17 protein-coding genes and 2 pseudogenes are annotated in these 20,557 nt (G+C 68.4%); 9 read left to right on the forward strand and 10 right to left on the reverse strand.

The features are described from left to right. Positions 1–429: 429 nt before the first annotated feature. Together EKE94_RS19120 and EKE94_RS19125 are read left to right on the forward strand one after the other, a co-directional pair. Positions 430–762, forward strand: a pseudogene (locus EKE94_RS19120) (rhomboid family intramembrane serine protease); the annotation flags it as partial. A 171-nt stretch (positions 763–933) separates the two neighbouring features. Then, positions 934–1,308, forward strand: coding sequence for a GFA family protein (locus EKE94_RS19125; protein WP_328590465.1), 375 nt, complete (start codon positions 934–936; stop codon positions 1,306–1,308). On the opposite strand, the gene EKE94_RS03655 is transcribed toward EKE94_RS19125, so the two are convergent. The 4 genes and pseudogenes from EKE94_RS03655 to EKE94_RS18845 all read right to left on the reverse strand — a co-directional run bounded on the left by EKE94_RS03655 (position 1,305) and on the right by EKE94_RS18845 (position 4,114). Beyond that, on the reverse strand, positions 1,305–2,150 hold the full coding sequence (locus EKE94_RS03655; RefSeq protein ID WP_127905464.1) for an ATP-binding protein: 846 nt from the start codon (positions 2,148–2,150) through the stop codon (positions 1,305–1,307). The genes EKE94_RS19125 and EKE94_RS03655 overlap by 4 nt on opposite strands. 86 nt (positions 2,151–2,236) lie before the next feature. Beyond that, positions 2,237–3,172, reverse strand: a complete 936-nt coding sequence (tatC, locus tag EKE94_RS03660) for a twin-arginine translocase subunit TatC (protein ID WP_127905221.1) — start codon at positions 3,170–3,172, stop codon at positions 2,237–2,239. 341 nt (positions 3,173–3,513) lie between these two features. Then, positions 3,514–3,804 (reverse strand): annotated as a pseudogene (tatB, locus tag EKE94_RS19190) (Sec-independent protein translocase protein TatB); the annotation flags it as partial. Positions 3,805–3,838: 34 nt separating this feature from the next. Beyond that, positions 3,839–4,114, reverse strand: coding sequence for a twin-arginine translocase TatA/TatE family subunit (locus EKE94_RS18845; RefSeq protein ID WP_127905223.1), 276 nt, complete (start codon positions 4,112–4,114; stop codon positions 3,839–3,841). A gap of 263 nt (positions 4,115–4,377) precedes the next feature. Between EKE94_RS18845 and EKE94_RS03675 the strand changes: the two genes are divergently transcribed. Beyond that, positions 4,378–5,055, forward strand: a complete 678-nt coding sequence (locus tag EKE94_RS03675) for a helix-turn-helix transcriptional regulator (protein ID WP_127905224.1) — start codon at positions 4,378–4,380, stop codon at positions 5,053–5,055. A gap of 74 nt (positions 5,056–5,129) precedes the next feature. Here EKE94_RS03675 and EKE94_RS03680 read toward each other — a convergent pair whose 3' ends face one another. Together EKE94_RS03680 and EKE94_RS03685 are read right to left on the reverse strand one after the other, a co-directional pair. After that, on the reverse strand, positions 5,130–6,218 hold the full coding sequence (locus EKE94_RS03680) for an ABC transporter ATP-binding protein (protein ID WP_127905225.1): 1,089 nt from the start codon (positions 6,216–6,218) through the stop codon (positions 5,130–5,132). Between the two features lie 82 nt (positions 6,219–6,300). Then, positions 6,301–7,173 carry an NAD(P)-dependent oxidoreductase gene (locus EKE94_RS03685; protein WP_127905226.1) on the reverse strand — a complete coding sequence of 291 codons (873 nt, stop codon included), beginning with the start codon at positions 7,171–7,173 and terminating at the stop codon, positions 6,301–6,303. A gap of 80 nt (positions 7,174–7,253) precedes the next feature. On the opposite strand from EKE94_RS03685, the gene EKE94_RS03690 reads away from it, so the two are divergent. Beyond that, entirely contained in the window at positions 7,254–9,716 is a 2,463-nt protein-coding gene (locus EKE94_RS03690; RefSeq protein WP_127905227.1) for a penicillin acylase family protein, read from the forward strand. Between the two features lie 129 nt (positions 9,717–9,845). Here the strand turns inward: EKE94_RS03690 and ispG are convergent, their stop codons facing one another. The 4 genes from ispG to EKE94_RS03710 form a co-directional block, all read right to left on the reverse strand. Then, the gene (gene ispG / locus EKE94_RS03695; RefSeq protein ID WP_127905228.1) at positions 9,846–10,979 is read right to left on the reverse strand and encodes a flavodoxin-dependent (E)-4-hydroxy-3-methylbut-2-enyl-diphosphate synthase; all 1,134 of its coding nucleotides are present in this window, start codon (positions 10,977–10,979) and stop codon (positions 9,846–9,848) included. 200 nt (positions 10,980–11,179) lie between these two features. Beyond that, the gene (locus tag EKE94_RS03700; protein ID WP_127905229.1) at positions 11,180–12,559 is read right to left on the reverse strand and encodes a helix-turn-helix domain-containing protein; all 1,380 of its coding nucleotides are present in this window, start codon (positions 12,557–12,559) and stop codon (positions 11,180–11,182) included. A 128-nt stretch (positions 12,560–12,687) separates the two neighbouring features. Further along, positions 12,688–13,911, reverse strand: a complete 1,224-nt coding sequence (gene hemA / locus EKE94_RS03705; RefSeq protein ID WP_127905230.1) for a 5-aminolevulinate synthase — start codon at positions 13,909–13,911, stop codon at positions 12,688–12,690. Between the two features lie 196 nt (positions 13,912–14,107). Continuing rightward, a complete protein-coding gene (locus tag EKE94_RS03710; protein ID WP_127905231.1) occupies positions 14,108–14,710 on the reverse strand; it encodes a hypothetical protein in 603 nt (200 codons plus the stop codon). A 225-nt stretch (positions 14,711–14,935) separates the two neighbouring features. On the opposite strand from EKE94_RS03710, the gene EKE94_RS03715 reads away from it, so the two are divergent. From EKE94_RS03715 to EKE94_RS03735, 5 genes are all read left to right on the forward strand, one after another. Then, positions 14,936–16,315, forward strand: coding sequence for a M20/M25/M40 family metallo-hydrolase (locus EKE94_RS03715; protein ID WP_127905232.1), 1,380 nt, complete (start codon positions 14,936–14,938; stop codon positions 16,313–16,315). An 85-nt stretch (positions 16,316–16,400) separates the two neighbouring features. Then, a complete protein-coding gene (locus tag EKE94_RS03720; RefSeq protein ID WP_127905233.1) occupies positions 16,401–17,339 on the forward strand; it encodes a nucleoside hydrolase in 939 nt (312 codons plus the stop codon). Beyond that, a complete protein-coding gene (locus tag EKE94_RS03725) occupies positions 17,336–18,400 on the forward strand; it encodes a restriction endonuclease (RefSeq protein ID WP_127905234.1) in 1,065 nt (354 codons plus the stop codon). The genes EKE94_RS03720 and EKE94_RS03725 overlap by 4 nt, the downstream gene beginning before the upstream one ends. Further along, on the forward strand, positions 18,397–18,846 hold the full coding sequence (locus tag EKE94_RS03730) for a GNAT family N-acetyltransferase (RefSeq protein ID WP_127905235.1): 450 nt from the start codon (positions 18,397–18,399) through the stop codon (positions 18,844–18,846). Before EKE94_RS03725 ends, EKE94_RS03730 begins: the two co-directional genes overlap by 4 nt. Before the next feature lie 56 nt (positions 18,847–18,902). After that, a complete protein-coding gene (locus tag EKE94_RS03735; RefSeq protein WP_127905236.1) occupies positions 18,903–20,384 on the forward strand; it encodes a protein adenylyltransferase SelO in 1,482 nt (493 codons plus the stop codon). The last annotated feature ends 173 nt before the right edge of the window (positions 20,385–20,557 follow it).

Below are 20,557 nucleotides of genomic sequence, written 5' to 3' on the forward strand. Positions count from 1 at the left end.
CCGCGCTCCGAAGACCTGCCGCGCCCTCCGGACCTTGCCTGTCACCAAAGGCCCCGGGGGCGCGGCCCACACGAGACCTGCGGGCACCGTCCCTTGCAGCGGTGCCGTCTTTAGTACGGGCCCCTCCGACTTGGACCTTTCCGACACGGGCCTTGCGCTTGTCGCTTGACCGCGCGGCCACAGAACGCCAAATCTCCGCCCATGTTTCCGATCCGCGATCACAACCCGTCGCTCAAGACGCCGCTTGTCACCTATGCGCTGATCGCGGTGAATATCGTCGTCTTCGTGCTGTCCCTGGGCCCCATGAACGACCCCGCGATGGTCGAATGGTTCTACATCAACTTCTCGCTGATCCCGCAGCTCAGCCTGCCGCAGACCTTCCTGACCTCGCAGTTCCTGCATGGCGGCTTCATGCACCTTGCGGGAAACATGTGGTTCCTGTGGCTCTTCGGCGACAACATGGAGGACGAGATGGGCCGCCTGCCCTTCCTCGGCTTTTACCTGCTTGGCGGGGTTGCCGCGGGGCTTGCGCAGGTCGCCGCGGACCCGGGGTCGATGATCCCGATGGTCGGTGCCTCGGGCGCCATCGCGGCGGTGATGGGCGGCTACCTTCTGATGTTCCCGCGCGCCCGGGTCGACGTGCTGATCATCCTGGTGATCTTCTTCAAGATGCTGCCGATCCCGGCGTGGATCGTACTGGGTGCGTGGCTGGCTATTCAGGTGTTCTCGGGCGCGGCCACCCCCGGAGACGTGGGCGGCGTGGCCTACTGGGCCCATGCCGGCGGCTTTGTCGCCGGGATCGCGCTCACTCTCCCGCTGTTCCTGCGCCGCGGCGGCCCCGCGTTCTGGAGCCGGACACACGGCCATCCGCCCCAACCCCAAGGCGCGCTACCAGCTGCGCCGCAGTTCCATTCCCAGGACAGGACATCGTCGATGAAGGATACCGAACCCCGTCGCGCGACGTGCCATTGCGGCGCGGTCGAACTCTCCATCCTTCTGGCGGACGGGCTGAACACCGTGCGGCGCTGCGACTGCTCGTTCTGTTCGCGCCGCGGTGCGCCCGCGGTGTCGGTCGAGGTCGGAGATCTCGAGGTCGTGCGCGGCGCCGACACGCTGACGCTCTACCAGTTCAACACGAATACGGCACAGCACTACTTCTGCTCGGTCTGCGGGGTCTACACGCACCACCGCCGCCGGTCGAACCCGAACCAGTTCGGCGTCAACGTCGGCAATATCGAGGGGATCAACCCGGCGGACCTGGGTAACATTCCGTGGAACGACGGGCGCAATCACCCGAGCGATCGCTAGATCGCGACGCCGCGCCGGCCGGCCAGGTCGGTGAAATACTGCCACGCCACGCGGCCCGAGCGCGATCCGCGCGTCGCTGCCCACTCGATGGCCTCGGCCCGCAGGGTCTGATCGTCGATCTCGATCCCCTGCGCGTCGACATATCCGCGGATCATCGACAGGTAATCGTCCTGGCTGCAGGGATGGAACCCCAGCCACAGGCCGAAGCGATCGGACAGCGACACCTTTTCCTCGGTCGCCTCGGTCGGCGAAATGGCCGAGGCGCGTTCATTCTCGATCATGTCGCGGGGCATCAGGTGGCGGCGGTTCGACGTGGCGTAGAACACCACGTTGTCGGGCCGCCCCTCGATCCCGCCGTCCAGCACCGCCTTCAGCGACTTGTAATGCTGGTCGTCATGGCTGAACGACAGGTCGTCGCAGAACAGAAGAAAGCGGTGCGGCGCTCGGCGCAGAAGTGTCAGAAGCCGTCCGATGGATGGCAGATCCTCGCGCTGGACCTCGACGATCTTAAGGGGATGGCCCTGCGCCAGGACCTCGGCATGGATCGCCTTTACCAGCGACGACTTGCCCATCCCGCGGGCGCCCCAGAGCAGCGCGTTGTTCGCGGGCAGGCCACGGGCGAAATGCACCGTGTTCTCAAGCAGGGTGTCTCGCGACCGGTCGATGCCCAGAAGCAGCGAAAGGTCGACCCGGTTGACCCGGTCGACCGGCGCCAGCCGGTCGGGGGCGACGTGCCAGACAAAGGCCTCGGCGGCGTCGAAATCCGGGGCGGCGAGCGGCGCAGGCGCCAGGCGTTCCAGGGCCGCGGCGATCCGGTCCAGCGGATCGCTGACGCCGGTCATCGCGCCCGGGCCATCAGAGCCCGCCACCATCCTCGCCATCTCGGCCTGCAGCCCTGCGTCCGGGGCATCGCTGGCGTCAGGGCCGTTCACGTCCGGGGCCCCGTATCGTCGTCTTCGCCCGCATCCTCGGCCGGGTCGTCGAACAGACCTTCGTCGGGACCCAGCACACCGGCCTCGCGCAGCTCCTGCGTGCGCTTCTTCTCGACCCGGCGGACCAGAAGGATCGACACCTCGTAAAGCCCGTAGACCACGACGAACAGGATCACCTGCGTGATGACATCCGGCGGTGTGACCACGGCGGCCAGCACAAGGATGCCCACGACCGCGTATTTCCGCATCGACGCCAGCCCGGGCGACGACACCAGCCCCGCCTTGCCCATCAGCGTCAGCAGCACGGGCAGCTGGAAGCACAGGCCGAAAGCGAGGATGAACTTGATCGTCAGCGACAGGTATTCGTCGACCGACCCCTGGAAGGTGATCCCGGCATTGCCCAGCGGCGTCGCCGCGGTGCCGGGGGCGACCTCGGCCGCGCCTTCGGGCAGCGTAGGCGGCAGCGCGGGCGCGTCGCCTATCTGCTGGAAGCCCAGGAAGAAGTCGAAGGCCATCGGGATGACGACGTAGAACGCGAAGGCCGCGCCGATGAAGAACATCACCGGCGAGGCGATCAGGAACGGCAGAAACGCCGATTTTTCGTTCCGGTACAGCCCCGGCGCCACGAAACGCCACATCTGCGTCGCGATATAGGGGAAGGCCAGGATGAACCCGCCCATAAGCGAGATGCGGACCGCGACGAAAAAGCCCTCCTGCAGCTTGATCAGGATCAGCCCGCAATCCTGCCCCCGCTCGGCCAGCTGGCCGCAGATCGGCTGGGTCAGGAAGTTGAAGATCGGGTTCCACACGGTGAAGCAGATCACCATGCCGATTATGAAGGCGACGAGCGAATGGATGATCCGGTTCCGAAGCTCCGTCAGATGCTCGATGAGCGGGGCGGAGCTGTCGTCGATCTCTTCGGAGTGGCTCATGATTTGCTCTGGTCCTGCCCGTCTGCGCCGTCCCCCTGCGGGCCGGTGGTCGCGGTGCGCGGCGTTTCGGGCGCCGGTGCCGTATCGGCCCGGGCGGCGGCCGCCGCTTCGCGCCGGCTGGTCGCCGCATCATACGAGGCGGCTTCGGAGACGTCGTCGTTCTGCTCTGCCATTGGACGAAGATCGTCGTCCGCGCCACCATGGGCTTCCGCCATCTCGGGCGCGGCGGCCTGTCCTTCGGCAGCCATGCGACGCGTCGCGGCGTCGGCCGTCGCGTCCCTCGCCCGGCGCGCGGCCTCGGCGCGTTCGGCCGACAGCTTGGCCGTGTCCGAGCCGATGGCGCGCTGCGGCTTGCCCGGCTCCCACTTGTCGAAGCGGTCCGCGGCGTCCTTCAGCTTGTCGAGCCCCATCTGCCGGGGCGATGTCGCCTTGCGCAGGTCCTTGGCCACGTCGCGCACGCCGGTATCGTCGGCGGCATCTTCCATGGCCCGCTGGAAATCGCGCGCCATGCCCTTGATGCGGGCCGAAAACCGGCCCAGCTCACGGAACATGGCGGGCAGGTCCTTGGGGCCCACGACGATCAGCGCGACGACGCCGATCACCAGAAGCTCGGTCCAGCCGATATCGAACATGTGGCTGCGCTCCGCTTCGCAGGTTGGTCAGGCCTCAGGCCTTGTTCTTCTCGGCCTCGAGCCGGTCGTTGGTCACCGGCTGGTCGGCGTCGCGGTCCGAGGTCAGGGCGGCACGGTTGGCCGTCTCGCCTTCGGTTTCGGCGCGGCGCTGTTCGTCGTATTCCTTGTCGCCATCGGACACGCCGCGCTTGAAGGCGGTGATGCCCTTGCCGACCTCGCCCATGAGCGACGAAATCTTGCCGCGTCCGAAAAGCACCAGCACGACGACGGCGATGAGAAGAAGGCCGGGAAGGCCGATGTTGTTCAGCATGGGGTCTCTCCCTCTGCGCCGGGTCCCGCGGACCCGTCTGGCTTGCCGATACGAGGGTCTTGAGGCCCTGGGCCACCCACGCGATCACACCCCGCTTCTACGCGTTCGTCCGACCCGGGAAAAGCGGCAATCCGGCCGCGGATCGGCGCAGGCGCAAGATTTCGCGACAACAACTTGTCAGTTGCCAAGTTTTTGTCAGTAAGTCGCGATAACCTTATATCCGTGCCGCCCCGAATCGGGCCGGACGGCAGGAATCCGACGTTATGAGACGATCTGACAGGCTTCTGGATCTGGTGCAGGTGCTGCGTGACGGGCGGCGCCACCGGGCGCATGACATGGCACGGCGGTTGGGCGTCTCGACCCGCACGATCTATCGCGACATGGACACGCTGATGCAGTCGGGCGTGCCGGTCGAAGGGTCGCGCGGCGTGGGCTACACGCTGACCGCGCCGGTCACGCTGCCGCCGCTGAACCTGAGCATGGACGAGCTTGAGGCGTTGCACCTGGGGCTTGCCATCGTGTCGGACGCGGGCGAGCCGGGCATGGCCGAGGCCGCCGAGACGCTGGCGCGAAAGATCGGCGCCGTTCTGCCGGAAGAACGGCGGACCGACGCGCAGGGCTGGTCCTTTGCCACCTACCCCTTTGCCGACGCGGCGCTCGGGTTTCGCTACATGCCGCCCATCCGCCGGGCCATCCGGTCCCGCCAGAAGCTGCGGCTGGAGCTGCCCGAGGGCGCGCGGGTGCTGCGCCCGCTGAAGCTGGATTACTGGGGGCGCGTCTGGACCGTGACGGGCTGGGACGAAGGTGCGCGCGACTTCGCCACCCTGCGGGTCGACCGCATTTCCGCGTTGCGGGTTCTGCCGGGGCTGTTCGTCGACGAGGCGGGCAAGACGCTGGCCGACCTCGCCCGACGGGCCGGTCCCGATCCGACCCAGACCTGAGGCCTGCCGAGGGTCGCCGGTGCAGCCCCGGGACCGGTGGCGGCCCCTCGGCGTCGCCGGCCCCGGCGGGGGCGTCAGGCCCCGGCGGGGAAGACGTGGCAGCGGTCGCGCCGCACGGTCAGCCAGAACACCGTCCCCGCCGCCGGCAGGAAGACCGAGGGCACCGTCGCGATCATCCGGCTGCCATCATGATCGAGCCGGAATTCGACCAGGCTTTCCTTGCCGATGAACCGCGCCCTTTCGACCCTTGCGCGGGCGGGCGTGCCGTCCTGCGCGGTGGGGCGCGGCCCGCCCTCGCGGTCGAAATCGATACGCAGGTGCTGCGGGCGGATCACGATCTCGATCTCGGCACCATCGGGGTGGCCGGGGGCGAGGAAGCGGCCAAAGGCCGTGTCGGTCAGCGCGCCCTTGACCCGGGCGCGGATGACGTTGACGTCGCTGAAGAACGCCGCCGCTGCCCGGTCAGCCGGGGCGTTGTAGATGTTGTAGGGGGCGCCCTGCTGCACGATCCGACCCCGCCGCATCAAGGCGATCTCGTCGGCCATGCGCATCGCCTCCTCGGGCTCGTGCGTGACCAGAAGAACGGCGGTGCCTTCTTCCTTCAGGATCGCCAGCGTCTCGTCGCGGATGCCGTCGCGCAGGCGGTTGTCGAGCCCTGAAAAGGGCTCGTCCATCAGCATGATGCGGGGATGCGGGGCCAGCGCCCGGGCCAGCGCGACGCGCTGCTGCTCGCCGCCCGACAGCTCGTGTGGGTAGGCCGCCGCGTGGCGGGCCAGCCGCACGCGGTCCAGCAGGTCCATCACGCGATCCCGCTGCGCGGCACGCCCCATCCCCCGGCCCTTGAGCCCGAAGGCCACGTTCTCGGACACCGAGAGATGGGGAAACAGCGCGAAGTCCTGGAACATCAGCCCGACCGACCGCTGCTCGGGCGGCAGATTGGCGCCCGCGCCCGCGACCTCGCGGCCGTCGATCACGATCCGGCCGCCCTCGGGCGTCTCGACACCGGCGATCATCCGCAGCGTCGTCGACTTGCCGCAGCCGGAGGGCCCCAGAAGCCCGGTCACCTGGCCCGGCGCGATCGACAGCGACACGCCGTCGACGACCCGCCGCCCGGCATAGCTGCGCACGAGGTCGTGAAGTTCTAGTCTGGGCTGGTCTGGCACCGCGCCGGCCGATCCTTGAGCGAAACAGTCAGGTCCGCCCTAGCAGGCAGGCCGGGGCGGAACAAGACACCAGCGCCGGCGCCTAGGACAGCGCGCGCAGCCGCTTGATCAGGGCCGAGGTATCCCAGCGGCCGCCCCCCATCGCCTGCACGTCCTTGTAGAACTGGTCGACAAGGGCGGTGACGGGGAGGCTGGCGCCCACCTCGTCGGCGGCGGCAAGGCAGATGGCCAGGTCCTTGCGCATCCAGTTCACGGCAAAGCCATGGTCGAACTGATCGTCGAGCATGGTTTCGTGCCGGTTCTGCATCTGCCACGATCCGGCGGCGCCCTGGCTGATCACCTCGACCACCTTGCGCCCGTCCAGCCCCGCCTTTTCGGCGAAGTGCAGCGCCTCGGACAGGCCCTGGACGAGACCGGCGATGGCGATCTGGTTGGCGGCCTTGGTGATCTGCCCCGCGCCGCTGTCGCCCAGGCGGCGGCAGATCTTGGCATAGACCGACAGAACGGGTTCGACCCGGTCGTAGGCCGCCGGATCCCCGCCGCACATGATCGACAGCTGGCCGTTCTCGGCCCCCGCCTGCCCGCCCGAGATCGGCGCGTCGACGAAGGCGATGTCGCGCTCGGCGGCGATGGCGCCAAGCTCGCGCGTGACCTCGGCCGACACGGTTGTGTGGTCGACGAAGATCGTGTCGCCCGACATCCCGGCAAAGGCGCCGTCATCCCCGGTGCAGACGGCGCGCAGGTCATCGTCGTTGCCGACGCAGGACAGCACGATATCGGCGTCGTCCGCCGCGTCGCGCGGGGTCGCGGCGGCGCGGCCGCCATGCTCGGCCACCCAGGCTTCGGCCTTTGCGGCGGTGCGATTATAGACCGTCACCTTGTGGCCCGCGCGCGCCAGGTGTCCGGCCATCGGATACCCCATCACGCCCAATCCCAGAAATGTCAGGTTCGCCAAAGCTTTTCTCCTCCGATCAAATCGCCTATGAGGTCGGTTCTGTCTGACCCCCTTCGACCCGAGGCGTCAACCGAGGTTTCATGACGGCCCTGTTCCGCTGGCTACTCCGCATCTTCACGGTCGTTATCGTCCTGCTCGCGCTTGCCGTCATCGTGCCGTACTGGTTCGCGTCGCGATCGCTGCCCGATTACGATGCCGACTACAGGCTGTCCGGGCTGGACGCACCGGTCGAGATCGTGCGCGACAATGCCTCGGTCCCGCATGTTCTGGGCCAGACCGACCGCGACAGCTATTTCGGGCTTGGTTTCGCCCATGCGCAGGACCGGCTGTGGCAGATGATGCTGATGCGCCGGACGGTGCAGGGCCGCCTGTCCGAGCTTTTCGGCAAGCGCACGCTGCGCAGCGACGAGTTGATGCGCCGGCTCGATCTCTACGGTCTTTCGGTGCGCTCGGTCTCGGCCCTGTCCGACGACACGCGCGCCAAGCTCGAGGCTTACTCGGCGGGTGTGAACGCGTGGCTGGCGCAGGTGAATGCCGGGGCCCGGGGGCGCGGCGCGCCCGAGTTCTTCCTGTTCTCGCCCGAACTTGCACCCTGGCAGCCCGCTGACAGCATCGCCCTGGTCAAGCTCATGGGCGTCCAGCTTTCCTCGCACCTGAGCGAGGAGGTCCTGCGCGCGCGCACCTCTCTTCTGATCCCCGAAGAGCGGGTGCGCGACATCCTGCCCGACGCCCCGGGCCCGGGCGTCACCGCGCTGCCGGAATATGCCAGCCTGTTTCCCGATGTGCCGCGCTATGCCGAAGCCGCGCCGATGCCCGACGACCCGCTGTCGCCCTTCGTCGACAGCGCCTTCGCGGGCGCCTCGAACGCCTGGGCCGCGGCGCCTGCCCGGTCTGCGGCCGGCGGCACGCTTCTGGCCAATGATCCGCACCTGAACTTCACCGCGCCGTCGATCTGGTACCTCGCCCGGCTGGAGCTGGAGAGCGGTGGCGTGATCGGTGGCACCATACCCGGCATTCCGCTGGTCTTGTCGGGGCGGTCGGCACAGCTGGGCTGGGGGCTGACCGCGTCCTACATGGACGACCAGGACGTCCATATCGAAAAGCTGAACCCCGACGCCGGCGACCAGGTCCTCACCCCCGACGGGTACAAGCCGCTGCGGTCGCGCACCTCGATCATCCGGATCAAGGATGCCGACCCTGTGACGCTGACGCTGCGCTGGTCCGACAACGGCCCGATCCTGCCCGGGCACCACTACCAGCTCTCCGCCGTCACACCGCCGGGGCATGTCACGTCGCTTTCCTGGACGCTGCTGTCGGATCAGGACACCTCGATCGAATCCGGGATGCGGCTGATGGGGGCCGGAACCGTGGCCGAGGCGATCGACACGATGGAGGGGTTCCTGGCGCCCAGCCTGAACATGACGCTGGCCGACCGCGAGACCATCGCGATGAAGACGGTGGGCGCCATGCCACGCCGCGCCGCGCGGCATCAGAGCAAGGGGCGCATGCCCTCGCCCGGCTGGCTGCCGCAGAACCTGTGGCAGGGGCGCGCACCCTATGCGGCCAACCCCGAGTTCGTATCGCCCGCGGGGGGGATCCTCGGCAACACCAACAACAAAATGGTGGACCGGCCGTTTCCGCTGCATGTCTCCTACCACTGGGGCGACACCCAGCGCATTCAACGCTGGCGCCGCCTGATGCAGACGCGCGAGGTGCATACCCGCGAAAGCTTCATCGAGGCGCAGCTGGACACCGTGTCCTTCAGCGCGCGGTCACTGCTGCCGCTGATCGCGCGGGACATGTGGTTCACGTCCGAAGCCGCGCCCGAGGGCACGCCCGAGCGTCTGGCGCAGCGCGCGCTGGACCTTCTGGCCGAATGGAACGGCGAGATGAACGAGCATCTGCCCGAGCCGCTGATCTATGCCGCCTGGGTGCGCGCGCTTCAGGACCGGCTGATCCGGGACGAGCTGGGGCCGCTGGCCGATGCCTACATCCATGTCGAACCGCTCTTCATCGAACGGGTGTTCCGCAACACCGACGGCGCCGCCAAGTGGTGCGATGTGCTGCAATCCGCGCCGGTCGAGACCTGTCAGGACATGGCGCGACTGGCGCTGGACGACGCGTTGATCTGGATCTCGGAACACTATGGCACGTCGCTGGAATCGCTGCGCTGGGGCGACGCGCACGAGGCCACGCACGACCATCCCGTGCTGGGCGACATCCCCGTCGTGAAGTGGATCGTGAACATTCGCCAGTCGACCAGCGGCGGCGACAACACGTTGCTGCGCGGCCTGACCAAGGGAACCGACCCCGACCCGTTCCTCAACGTGCACGGCGCTGGCTATCGCGGGGTCTACGATTTCGCCGACCCCGATTCGTCAGTCTTCATAACTTCGACAGGGCAATCCGGGCACCCGCTGTCGCGGCATTATGACGATCTGGGCGAGCTTTGGCGGCGGGGCGAGTACATCCCGATGTCGCTGGATCCCGACCTCGCGCGCGCGGCGGCGGTGGGCATCACCACGTTGACGCCGCGGGACTGACCGCGCGACGGAAGGGCGTCCCCGTCCTTCGACCGGTGCGCCCGCTCGCCGGTATCGCATGGAAAAAGGGCAGAGCCTGCGCCCTGCCCCTCCTATATAGACCTGCGCACGCGCCGTCGCGAAGCGGCGCTATTCGGCGGCCTGGGCCGCGGCGGCGTTCTCGGCCTCGATCTCCTCGGCACGCTTCTCGACCAGTTCGACGATGTGATCGACCATCTCGGCGTTGGATTTCTTGTGGCTTTGCTTGCCCGCCATGTAGACCATGCCGGACCCCGCGCCGCCGCCGGTAAAGCCCACGTCGGTCATCAGCGCCTCGCCCGGGCCGTTGACCACGCAGCCGATGATCGACAGCGACATCGGCGTTTTCACATGGGCCAGCCTCTCTTCCAGCGTTGCGACCGTCTTGATCACGTCGAACCCCTGCCGCGCGCAGGAGGGGCATGAGATGATGTTGACGCCCCGGTGCCGCAGGCCCAGCGACTTGAGGATCTCGTAGCCCACGCGCACCTCTTCGACCGGATCGGCCGACAGCGAGACGCGGATCGTGTCGCCGATGCCCATCCAGAGAAGGTTGCCCAGGCCGATGGCGGACTTGATGGTTCCCGAGACCAGGCCGCCGGCCTCGGTGATCCCTAGGTGGATCGGCGCGTCCGTGGCGTCCGCGATGCCCTGGTAGGCCGCGGCCGACAGGAACACGTCGGACGCCTTGACCGAAATCTTGTATTCGCGGAACTCGTTGTCCTCGAGGATGCGAATGTGGTCGAGCGCGGATTCGACCATCGCCTCGGGACAGGGTTCACCGTATTTTTCCAGCAGATGGCGCTCAAGCGAGCCGGCGTTGACGCCGATGCGGATCGAACATCCATGGTCCTTGGCGGCGCGGATGACCTCCTTGACGCGGGTGTCGTCGCCGATGTTGCCGGGATTGATCCGCAGGCAGGCCGCGCCCGCTTCGGCGGCCTCGATCGCGCGCTTGTAGTGAAAATGGATGTCGGCGACGATCGGCACCGGACTTTCCCGCACCACGTCCCGCAGCGCCGCGGTGGCCGCCTGGTCGGGGCAGGAAACGCGGACGATATCCGCCCCGGCCTCGGCACAGGCCTGCACCTGCGCGATGGTGGCACGGGCATCGCCGCTGTCGGTGTTGGTCATCGTCTGCACGGCGATCGGTGCATCGCCCCCCACGGGCACGTTGCCTACGTGGATCTGGCGCGATTTGCGCCGGTCGATGCTGCGCCAGGGGCGAACGGGGTTCAGGGACATCGGACGGGCCTTCCTGTCACTGTCGGTTGCGCGAAACCGCGGTCTGCTTTGTCCAAGGGACGGAACGCAGGGTCGGCGGGCCCGCAGTGGCGGGCCCCTTGCGCCCGAAATAGGCCATGAAGGTCGCGCCCGCAATGGGAGCCGGGCCAATGGGCGATCACGCCCGGGCCAGCACGGCCCAGCCCGACGACTTCCGTCCCCTAGCGCCCGCCCGTGGACGCGGCGTCTTGGGCCGCGCCGGGAAAGGCGGGCGTCAGGTCGAGCTCGGCCAGCAGCACCCGCAGATCGCCGTCCGAGGTGGGATCGGCGACATCATAGACCTGCGTCAGGTCGGCCGCGGCAAGGCTGAGGTTGCCCGTGACTTGCCCGGCGCCGCCGGCTGGGCCGTAGGTCTGGCCATTGACCGCGAAATAGATCGCACCGGATTCACCGGTGCGCAGGGTCGCGGGTGCCTCGGTCTTGGGCAGGACGAAGTTGTCGCCGGGCTGCAGGATCTTTTCCAGCAGTACCGTGCCCTCGGCCGACTTGATCCTTACCCACGAGGGACGCACAGCCAGAACCATCACCTGCGGCACGCCATCGGCCAGCACCTTGGGACCCGCCAGGTCGCCGCCCTGCCCCAGCGCCTCGGCCACGGCAAGGTCGGTTGCGCTGCCGGAGGTGAGCGCCTGCATGTCCCCGCCATCCAGCCGGGCCTGCTCCAGCAGCACGGTGCCGGGATCGCCGGCTGCCGGGCCTTCCAGCGCGGCCATCGCGGCGCGTTCGCGCAGCGCGGCATCGCCGGGTTGCGGCGCGCGGAACCCGTCGCCGCCGGGGGCGAGCGACCCCGTCTGAAGCGGGTCGAGCGCCGCGATCGGACCGTCGCGCGCGGTCAGCACCGGAACCTCCAGCGCCTCGGGGCGGTAGATGCGGTCGAAAGCCTCGGCGGTTTGCGCGGGCAGGCCCGCGACGTCCTCGCCCACCTCTGGCTGCGTGGTGGCGCCCGCCAGCGGGTCGAGCTCCGACGCCAGGACCGGTGCCTGATCGACGGGGACGAACTGGACCTTCTGGATTTCCTTCAGAACTGACACGCCGCCATAGCCGATCACACCGATCAGGGCGACGAGCACGGCGACCGAGCCGATGGCCCCGGGTTCGATCCGGGCAAGGAACCCATCGCCCTTGGGCCGCTGGGTAAACCGCGAATCCGCCAGCGGATCGCGCTTTTCACCGGTCTGCTGCCGGGGCTCGGTCGTCTGGCGCTTGGCCGAGGCCGCGTGGCTCATGCCGTGGGCGGTTTCGAAATTACCCTCTGCGCAGAAGGCCTTGTAGGCCCATTCCGGGTCGAGCCCGAGGTAACGCGCATAGGACCGGACGTAGCCCGCGATGAAGCCGGGGGTTTCAAAGGCCGAGGGGTCGGCATTCTCGATCGCGGCGATATAGGTCGCCTTGATCTTCAGCTCTCGCTGAACGTCCAACAGGGATTTGCCCAGCGTCGCGCGTTCGCCGCGCATGACGTCGCCAAGACGCAGGTCAAAGTCGTCGAAGCCGCGCTGGTCGGCTTCGGCAACCTCCTCGGTCATGCGGAATCGACCGATCATGGCCGATGCCCCGTGATGACTGCGGTGCTCACTGCGTCTTGTCCCCGTCTGCCCGGCGATTCGACGCGCCGGTTGCCTGAGGCAATGTTACCACAGCGTTACCGCACCCGGCCACTTAGAATTGACAGTCAGCCCGCAAGTTCGGCGCGATTCAGCGCACAATGCGACCACAGCGCGTCCAGCGCGCGCACCAGATGATCGGTCTCTGCCGGGCCATGAACGGGCGACGGGGTAAAGCGCAGACGTTCTGTACCGCGCGGCACGGTGGGGAAGTTGATCGGCTGCACGTAGATCCCGAAATCTTCGAGCAGCATGTCCGACAGCATCTTGCAGTGCACCGGGTCGCCCACGTGGACGGGGACGATGTGGCTGCCGTGATCGATGGTCGGCAGGCCCAGACCGCGCAGCCGCAGCTTCAGCGCATTGGCCTGCTGCCGGTGACGATCACGCAGGTCCTGATCGGTCTTGAGATGCGCGACGCTGGCCGCGGCCCCGGCCGCAACGGCAGGCGGCAGCGACGTGGTGAAGATGAAGCCCGGCGCGTAAGACCTGATGGCGTCGCAGAAATTCTCGCTCGCCGCGATGTAGCCGCCCATCACGCCATAGGCCTTGGCCAGCGTGCCGTTGATCAGGTCGATCCGGTGCATCAGCCCGTCACGCTCGGCCACGCCCGCGCCGCGGGGGCCGTACATGCCGACGGCGTGCACTTCGTCGATATAGGTCAGCGCGTTAAATTCGTCCGCCAGATCGCAGATCTCTTCGATCGGGCCGAAATCCCCGTCCATCGAGTAGACGGACTCGAACGCGATCAGCTTGGGCGCGGCGGGATCGTCGGCTTCGAGCAGCGCACGCAGATGCGCCGTGTCGTTGTGCCGGAAGATCCGCTTTTCCCCGCCGTTGCGGCGGATGCCCTCGATCATGCTGGCGTGGTTCAGCGCGTCGGAATAGATGATCAGACCGGGAAACAGTTTCGCCAGCGTCGACAATGTCGCGTCGTTGGCAATGTAGGCCGAGGTGAACAGCAGCGCCGATTCCTTGTGGTGCAGGTCGGCAAGCTCGGCCTCCAGCCGCTTGTGGTAGATCGTCGTGCCCGAGATGTTCCGGGTGCCGCCCGATCCCGCGCCGGTGGCGTCGATCGCTTCATGCATCGCCTCCAGCACGGCGGGATGCTGACCCATTCCCAGGTAGTCATTGCCACACCACACGGTGACGGGACGTTCGGTGCCGTCCGGACGGCGCCAGAGCGCGTGCGGAAACCGGCCCTTCTGCCGTTCGATATCGATAAAGGTGCGGTAGCGACCTTCCTCGTGCAGGCGCGCGAGGCTTTCGTCGATCCGTGCCGAATAGTTCAAATCGGTCGTCCCCTGTGCGATCGCGGCCGGCTGCGTCCCGGCCGCCCTTGCCACCTCTCTGAGGCAAAAGCGTTTCTGTTCCATTGTGTCTAGACCACCTTTTCCGCGAACGACAGGCGCATTTTGCCGCGCCTTGCGCAGGTGTCATGCCGCGGCACCGCCGGCCGCGACATGATCGAGGTCAAATCGCGGCGGATCAGTCCGCGATGACCGTGCGGCAATCCTGCGCGCCGGTTTCGTTATTGCAGTCCACGCGCGCAAGGCCTGCGGCGTCCGCGCCGCGGGCGATGGACCAGGCGCCGGTCGATTGCGAAACGGCCATCGCCTTGGGCCCCTGGCTGCCGCGGTAGTCGCTCTCAAACGCGGCGGTGGCCTCGGACGACAGGGTCAGCGACCGGTCGGAGTAGCCCCGCGGCACGATCCGCGCGGCGACCTGGCAGCCGCCGCTGGCGCTGGCGCTGTTGCATGCGGCAATCGCGGCGCGGTCGGCGGCGGCGACACTGTGATAGCCCACCGCGCTTTGCAGTCCCTCGGACACCAGGCCGTCGGCCGGGGAATAGGCGATGGTCGTATAGTACCCGATGGGCCCGCCCTGCTGTTCCTCGAAAAGCGGGATCAGCCGTTGCACGGTGCCCTGATCTTCGGCGCTCAGCGCGTTCGAGATCTGCAGGCCGGTGCGGTCGGCCGCGAAGAGCTGTCCAGCGGCGGTGGATTCGCTGGCTACCTGGGCGGTGGCCCCTCCGGCAACGAGCGTGGCGAGGGCGGCTGCAAGGCCTGTGGCGCGGATCGCTGCGGTCATGTCGTCTCCTTCCATATCGGTCCGGGCGGGCGGCCTGGCACTGACCCTGCATGGGCCGGGCCGTGGCGGGGCCGCGGACCTGATGTGCCGGGCGGGCCCGGCGGTCTGCGTCGCGCCCGCTGACGGGCCGTGGCCCGGGGCGCCCGGCGGATTGCCCCGGGTCGCGCTGGACTATGCCCGGCGGGCTGTTAGTGTCCGGACATCTCGCGATCAGGAAGGATTTCCATGACCCTCGACGCCGTTCTGTCCCATATAGACGCCGAACTTCCCAATGCCACCGACCGGCTGCTGCGGCTGCTGCGGATACCCTCGATCTCGACCGACCCGGCCTATGCCGAGGCCTGCGAGACCGCGGCCGACTGGCTGGTCGAGGATCTGCGCAGCCTCGGGTTCGAGGCCGAGAAGCGCGCGACACCGGGGCGGCCGATGGTCGTGGGACATGGCGGCGGCGACAACGGCACGGGCGGCCGCCACGTGCTGTTCTACGGACACTACGACGTGCAGCCGGTCGACCCGCTGAACCTGTGGCACCGCGAGCCCTTCGACCCCGAAGTTCAGGACACGCCCGATGGCCGGGTCATCCGCGGCCGCGGCGCCTCGGACGACAAGGGGCAGCTCATGACCTTTGTCGAGGCCTGCCGCGCGATGAAGGCCGCGGGCGTCCCCCTGCCCCGCATCACCTTCCTCTTCGAGGGCGAGGAGGAGTCGGGCTCGCCCTCGCTCGTCCCCTTCCTCGAGGCGAACGCCGAAGAGCTGAAGGCCGACGTCGCGCTGATCTGCGACACTTCGCTATTCGCCGAGGACACGCCGGGAATTACCACCATGCTGCGCGGGCTTCTGGGCGAGGAGATCACCATTCGCGGGCCGGAACGTGACCTGCACTCGGGCTTCTACGGCGGTCCCGCGATCAACCCGATCCGGGTGCTGTCGAAGATCCTCGCCACCCTGCACGACGACACCGGGCGGATCACCGTGCCGGGCTTCTACGACGGCGTGCCCGAACTGACGGACGAGTTGCGCGACCAGTGGCAGGCGCTCGGGTTCGACGACGCGGCCTTCCTCGGGGCCGTGGGCCTGTCGCAGGCCGCGGGCGAAGAGGGGCGCAGCGTGCTGGAACAGATCTGGTCGCGGCCAACGGCCGAAATCAACGGGATCTGGGGCGGCTACACCGGCGCCGGCTTCAAGACCGTGCTGCCCGCCGAGGCGCATGCCAAGGTGTCGTTCCGCCTGGTCGGCACGCAGGACCCCCACGCGATCCGCGACAGCTTCCGCAAGATGGTCGAGGCGCAGCTTCCCGAGGATTGCTCGGTCGAGTTCCATGGCCACGGAGCGTCGCAGGCCAGCGTCATGAACATCTCGGACCCGGCCTTCGAAGCGGCACGCGAGGCGCTCAGCGACGAGTGGCCGAACGAGGCCGCCTATATCGGCGCCGGCGGATCGATCCCGATCGCGGGGTATTTCAAATCTATCCTCGGCATGGATTCGATGCTGATCGGCTTCGGTCGCGACGGCGACCAGATCCACAGCCCCAACGAGAAATACGACATGAAGAGCTTCCACAAGGGCACCCGGTCCTGGGCCCGCATCCTGGACCGGCTGGCATGAGCGGTCTGTCCCACATGCCCCGCGACACCGGCCCGGCCCCCCTGCGAACGGCGTCCTCGGGCGCGGTAAGCTGCGGGGCCCTGTGATGCGCAAGATCATCATCGACACCGATCCCGGCCAGGACGACGCCGTCGCCATCCTTCTGGCGCTGGCCTCGCCCGAGCTTGAGGTGCTGGGCATCACTGCCGTGGCGGGCAACGTGCCGCTCGACCTCACGGCGCGCAACGCGCGCATCGTGACCGAGCTTGCCGGTCGGCCCGAGGTTCCGGTCTTTGCCGGCTGCGACCGGCCGCTGTCGCGCAAGCTGGTGACGGCCGAGCATGTTCACGGCCGCACCGGGCTGGACGGTCCCGTCCTGCCCGACCCCACCGTGCCGCTGCAGGACACCCACGCTGTCGACTTCCTGATCGAGACGTTGCGGGCCGAACCCGAGGGTAGCGTGACGCTGTGCGCTCTGGGGCCGCTCACCAACATCGCGGCGGCCTTCGCGCGGGCCCCCGACATCGCGCCGCGCATCGCCGAGATCGTGCTGATGGGCGGCGCCTATTTCGAGGTCGGCAACATCACCCCTGCGGCCGAGTTCAACATCTATGTCGACCCCGAGGCCGCGCAGGCGGTGTTCCGCGCCGGCGTACCGCTGACGGTCCTGCCGCTCGACGTGACGCACAAGGCGCTGGTCACCACGGCCCGCAACGATGCGTTCCGCGCGCTCGGCACGCCGGTGGGCCGCGCCGTGGCCGAGATGACGGATTTCTTCGAACGCTTCGACAAGGAGAAGTACGGGTCGAACGGCGCGCCGCTGCACGACCCCTGCGTCACCGCCTACCTGCTGGCGCCCGAGCTGTTCTCGGGCCGTCACATCAATGTCGAGATCGAGACCGTTTCCGACCTGACGCGGGGCATGACCGTAGCCGACTGGTGGGGCGTGACGGACCGCCCGGCCAACGCGACCTTTATCGGCGATCTCGATGCCGATGGGTTCTTTGCGCTGCTGACCGAAAGATTGGGGCGCCTTCGCGGATGACCATGTGGATGGTCCGTGCCGCGCAGGGCGGCGTCTTCTTCGACCAGTTCGCCGACCGAGGCCTCGTCTCGGTCGGCTGGTCCGAGGCGGGCGACGTCACCCCCCTCAGGTCGCGCGACGATTTCGCCGCGCGGCTGGCCGTCACCGAGCTTGCGCCGCAAGACGCGAAACAGGGGGCCAGCGTCCTCTACCGCTTTTTCCGGGTGCTGTCCGAAGGCGACGAGGTCGTGACCTACGACCCCAACACGCGGACCTACAAGGTCGGACGGATCGCCGGTCCGGCAACCTTGACCGACCAGCCGCTCTCGGCGCCCGCGCTCGAGACGCCGCATGTCTACGTGCGCCCCGTCACCTGGCTTCACGACACAGCGCGCGAGGATCTGTCTTCGGCGGCCCGCAATACGCTGGGGTCAATCTCGACCCTGTTCCGCATCGGAGAGCCTGCGCGGTCCGAACTCATGCGGCAGGCGCCGGTTGGAGCGCCGGTCGGCGCCCCGGCCGCGACACCACCTCCTTCTCCGGCCCAGACCGGCAACGTCACGGGCGACGCGGAGGAGGAGACCGAGGAAGAAACCCGCGAGGGGCAAAGCTACGAGGCCCTTGCGAAACGGTCGGTCGAACTGATCGCCGACATGGTGACACGCCTGTCGCCGCGCGAGATGGAGGAGCTTGTCGCCGGCCTTCTGCGGGCGATGGGCTACCGCACGCGGGTGTCGAAGATCGGCGCCGACCGCGGCCAGGACATCCTGGCCTCGCGCGATGGGCTGGGCTTTGAATCGCCGCGGATCCTGGTCGAGGTCAAGCACCGCAGCCGCACCGCGATCACCGCGCCCGATCTGCGGTCCTTCATCGGCACCCTGCGCGACGGCGACCGCGGGCTCTACGTGTCGACCGGCGGCTTCACCAAGGACGCGCAGTACGAAGCCGACCGCGCCCGCCATCCCGTGACCCTGCTGACGCTCGAAGCGCTGGTCGCGGAACTGACCGACCGTTACGAGCTGCTGGATACCCGGTCGCGGGCCCTCATACCGCTGACACCGCTTTACTGGCCGATCCGATGACCGTCAGCGTCACCCTTGCCACGCCGGAGGATCTCGACCGGCTGACACGGCTCGTCGCCGCCTTCCACGCCCATGCGGGCATCGTGCAGGAGGACGACACCCGCCGCGCCGCTCTCGCCCCGCTGCTGGAGGGGTCGCCGCATGGCGTGGCCTACCTGATCGGCCCGCCCAAGACGCCCGTGGGCTATGTCGTCATCGCCTTCGCCTGGTCCGTGGCCGCCGCCGGGATCGAGGGGCGCGTCGACGAGATCTTCGTGCGCGAGGGCGTCCGCGGACGCGGCATGGCGCGCGAGGCCCTGGCGCTGATCATTCCCGGGCTTGCCCGCCACGGTGTCCGCGCCCTTCATGTCGATGTCGACGCCGACGATCGTCGCACGCTGGGCCTGACCCGGCGGCTGGGTTTCCGGGCCGCCGACGGGCGGATTTCGACCACCCGCCGGTTCTGACCCCCTGCAAAGCCGGGTCGGTCGCGCCTATGTCTGGGGGGATCAGGAGGCCCGCCATGACCGACACCGCCACCAATTCTGCCGATGCTGCCGCCGATGCTGCCGTCGATACGGGCCGGACGGCAGTGCCTTTCCGCTTCGACAACAGCTATGCGCGCCTTCCCGACCGGTTCTTCGCCCGCCTCGCGCCGACGCCGGTGGCCGACCCTAGCCTGATCCGCGTCAACCACGCGCTCGCGCAGGAATTGGGGCTGGATCCCGCCATGCTTGAAAGCCCAGAGGGCGTTTCGATGCTGGCCGGCAACAGCCTGCCCGAGGGGGCGGAGCCGTTGTCGCAGGTCTATGCCGGACACCAGTTCGGCGGCTGGTCGCCCCGACTGGGCGATGGCCGCGCGATCCTTCTGGGCGAGGTCATGGACAGCGCGGGCCGCCGCCGCGACATCCAGCTGAAGGGTGCGGGCCCGACGCCGTTCTCGCGCATGGGGGACGGCCGCGCGTGGCTGGGCCCCGTCCTGCGCGAATACGTGGTGAGCGAGGCTATGGCAGCGCTCGGCATTCCCACGACCCGGGCTCTGGCGGCCGTCAGCACGGGCGAACCGGTGCGCCGGGAACGCGCCCTACCCGGCGCCGTCCTGACCCGCGTCGCCGCCAGCCATATCCGCGTGGGCACCTTCCAGTACTTCGCCGCAAGACAGGATCACGCGGCGCTGGAAACGCTCGTCGCGCATTGCATCGCCCGGCACTATCCGCAGGCCGAAGGGCCACTGGGCCTGCTCGACGCCGTGGTGCAGGCACAGGCCGACCTGGTCGCGCGCTGGCTGGGGGTGGGCTTCATCCATGGGGTGATGAACACCGACAACTGCTCGATCGCTGGCGAGACCATCGACTACGGCCCCTGCGCCTTCATGGATGCCTATCATCCCGGGCAGGTGTTCTCGTCGATCGACCAGACCGGACGCTACGCCTATGCCCGGCAGCCCGAGATCGCCGCGTGGAACCTGGCCCAGCTGGCGACGTCTCTCCTGTCGCTGATCGACCCCGATCAGGACCGCGCGATCGAGCGGGCGAGCGAGGTCGTCAACCGCTTTCCCGCGCGCTTTGCCGCCGCGTGGCTGGATGTCTTCCGCGCCAAGCTCGGGCTTTCGGGTGCCGAGGAGGGCGACGCCGACCTGATCCAGGCGCTCATGGACCGGATGGCGCAGGGCCGGGCCGATTTCACCCTGACCTTCGCGGGCCTGCGCGACGGCTCGGCGCGGGCGCAGTTTACCGATCCCGAGGCCTTCGACCGCTGGTCCGAGGCCTGGGGCGCGCGGCGGTCCCGCGGCATGGCGCCGGACGAGGTCTGGCGCCGGGCCAATCCGCCGGTCATCCCGCGCAACCACCGGATCGAGGCCGTCATCGCCGCCGCGCTCGACGAAGATTTCGGGCCCTTCCATGCGCTCGTCGCGGCAACGGGCGACCCGTGGAGCGCCGATGCCGTTTACGCCCTGCCGCCGCTGCAGGACGAGGTGGTCCGCCAGACCTTCTGCGGCACCTGAGCCGCGCGTGGCACCGCCCTCGCGGAAAATGCAAAGAATGCCGCATGTTTTCGCGGAGGTTTCGCATGGCTGCGGCCGCGCACTAACGTCTGGTTAAACCTGTGCCGCTATCCCGCCGGTGATCCCCGAACGGATGGAGAGCGCAGTTGCAGACCTTCCCCCCCGCCGCGACG

Source organism: Mesobaculum littorinae (assembly GCF_004011175.1).
GTDB lineage: Bacteria > Pseudomonadota > Alphaproteobacteria > Rhodobacterales > Rhodobacteraceae > Tranquillimonas > Tranquillimonas littorinae.

What these genes read in the sequence shown, in the direction of transcription:
- EKE94_RS19125 (WP_328590465.1), top strand. Translation starts at nt 934, where the DNA reads ATGAAGGATACCGAACCCCGTCGCGCGACGTGCCATTGCGGCGCGGTC.
- EKE94_RS03655 (WP_127905464.1), bottom strand. Translation starts at nt 2,150, where the DNA reads ATGACCGGCGTCAGCGATCCGCTGGACCGGATCGCCGCGGCCCTGGAA.
- tatC (WP_127905221.1), bottom strand. Translation starts at nt 3,172, where the DNA reads ATGAGCCACTCCGAAGAGATCGACGACAGCTCCGCCCCGCTCATCGAG.
- EKE94_RS18845 (WP_127905223.1), bottom strand. Translation starts at nt 4,114, where the DNA reads ATGCTGAACAACATCGGCCTTCCCGGCCTTCTTCTCATCGCCGTCGTC.
- EKE94_RS03675 (WP_127905224.1), top strand. Translation starts at nt 4,378, where the DNA reads ATGAGACGATCTGACAGGCTTCTGGATCTGGTGCAGGTGCTGCGTGAC.
- EKE94_RS03690 (WP_127905227.1), top strand. Translation starts at nt 7,254, where the DNA reads ATGACGGCCCTGTTCCGCTGGCTACTCCGCATCTTCACGGTCGTTATC.
- ispG (WP_127905228.1), bottom strand. Translation starts at nt 10,979, where the DNA reads ATGTCCCTGAACCCCGTTCGCCCCTGGCGCAGCATCGACCGGCGCAAA.
- EKE94_RS03700 (WP_127905229.1), bottom strand. Translation starts at nt 12,559, where the DNA reads ATGATCGGTCGATTCCGCATGACCGAGGAGGTTGCCGAAGCCGACCAG.
- EKE94_RS03710 (WP_127905231.1), bottom strand. Translation starts at nt 14,710, where the DNA reads ATGACCGCAGCGATCCGCGCCACAGGCCTTGCAGCCGCCCTCGCCACG.
- EKE94_RS03715 (WP_127905232.1), top strand. Translation starts at nt 14,936, where the DNA reads ATGACCCTCGACGCCGTTCTGTCCCATATAGACGCCGAACTTCCCAAT.
- EKE94_RS03720 (WP_127905233.1), top strand. Translation starts at nt 16,401, where the DNA reads ATGCGCAAGATCATCATCGACACCGATCCCGGCCAGGACGACGCCGTC.
- EKE94_RS03725 (WP_127905234.1), top strand. Translation starts at nt 17,336, where the DNA reads ATGACCATGTGGATGGTCCGTGCCGCGCAGGGCGGCGTCTTCTTCGAC.
- EKE94_RS03730 (WP_127905235.1), top strand. Translation starts at nt 18,397, where the DNA reads ATGACCGTCAGCGTCACCCTTGCCACGCCGGAGGATCTCGACCGGCTG.
- EKE94_RS03735 (WP_127905236.1), top strand. Translation starts at nt 18,903, where the DNA reads ATGACCGACACCGCCACCAATTCTGCCGATGCTGCCGCCGATGCTGCC.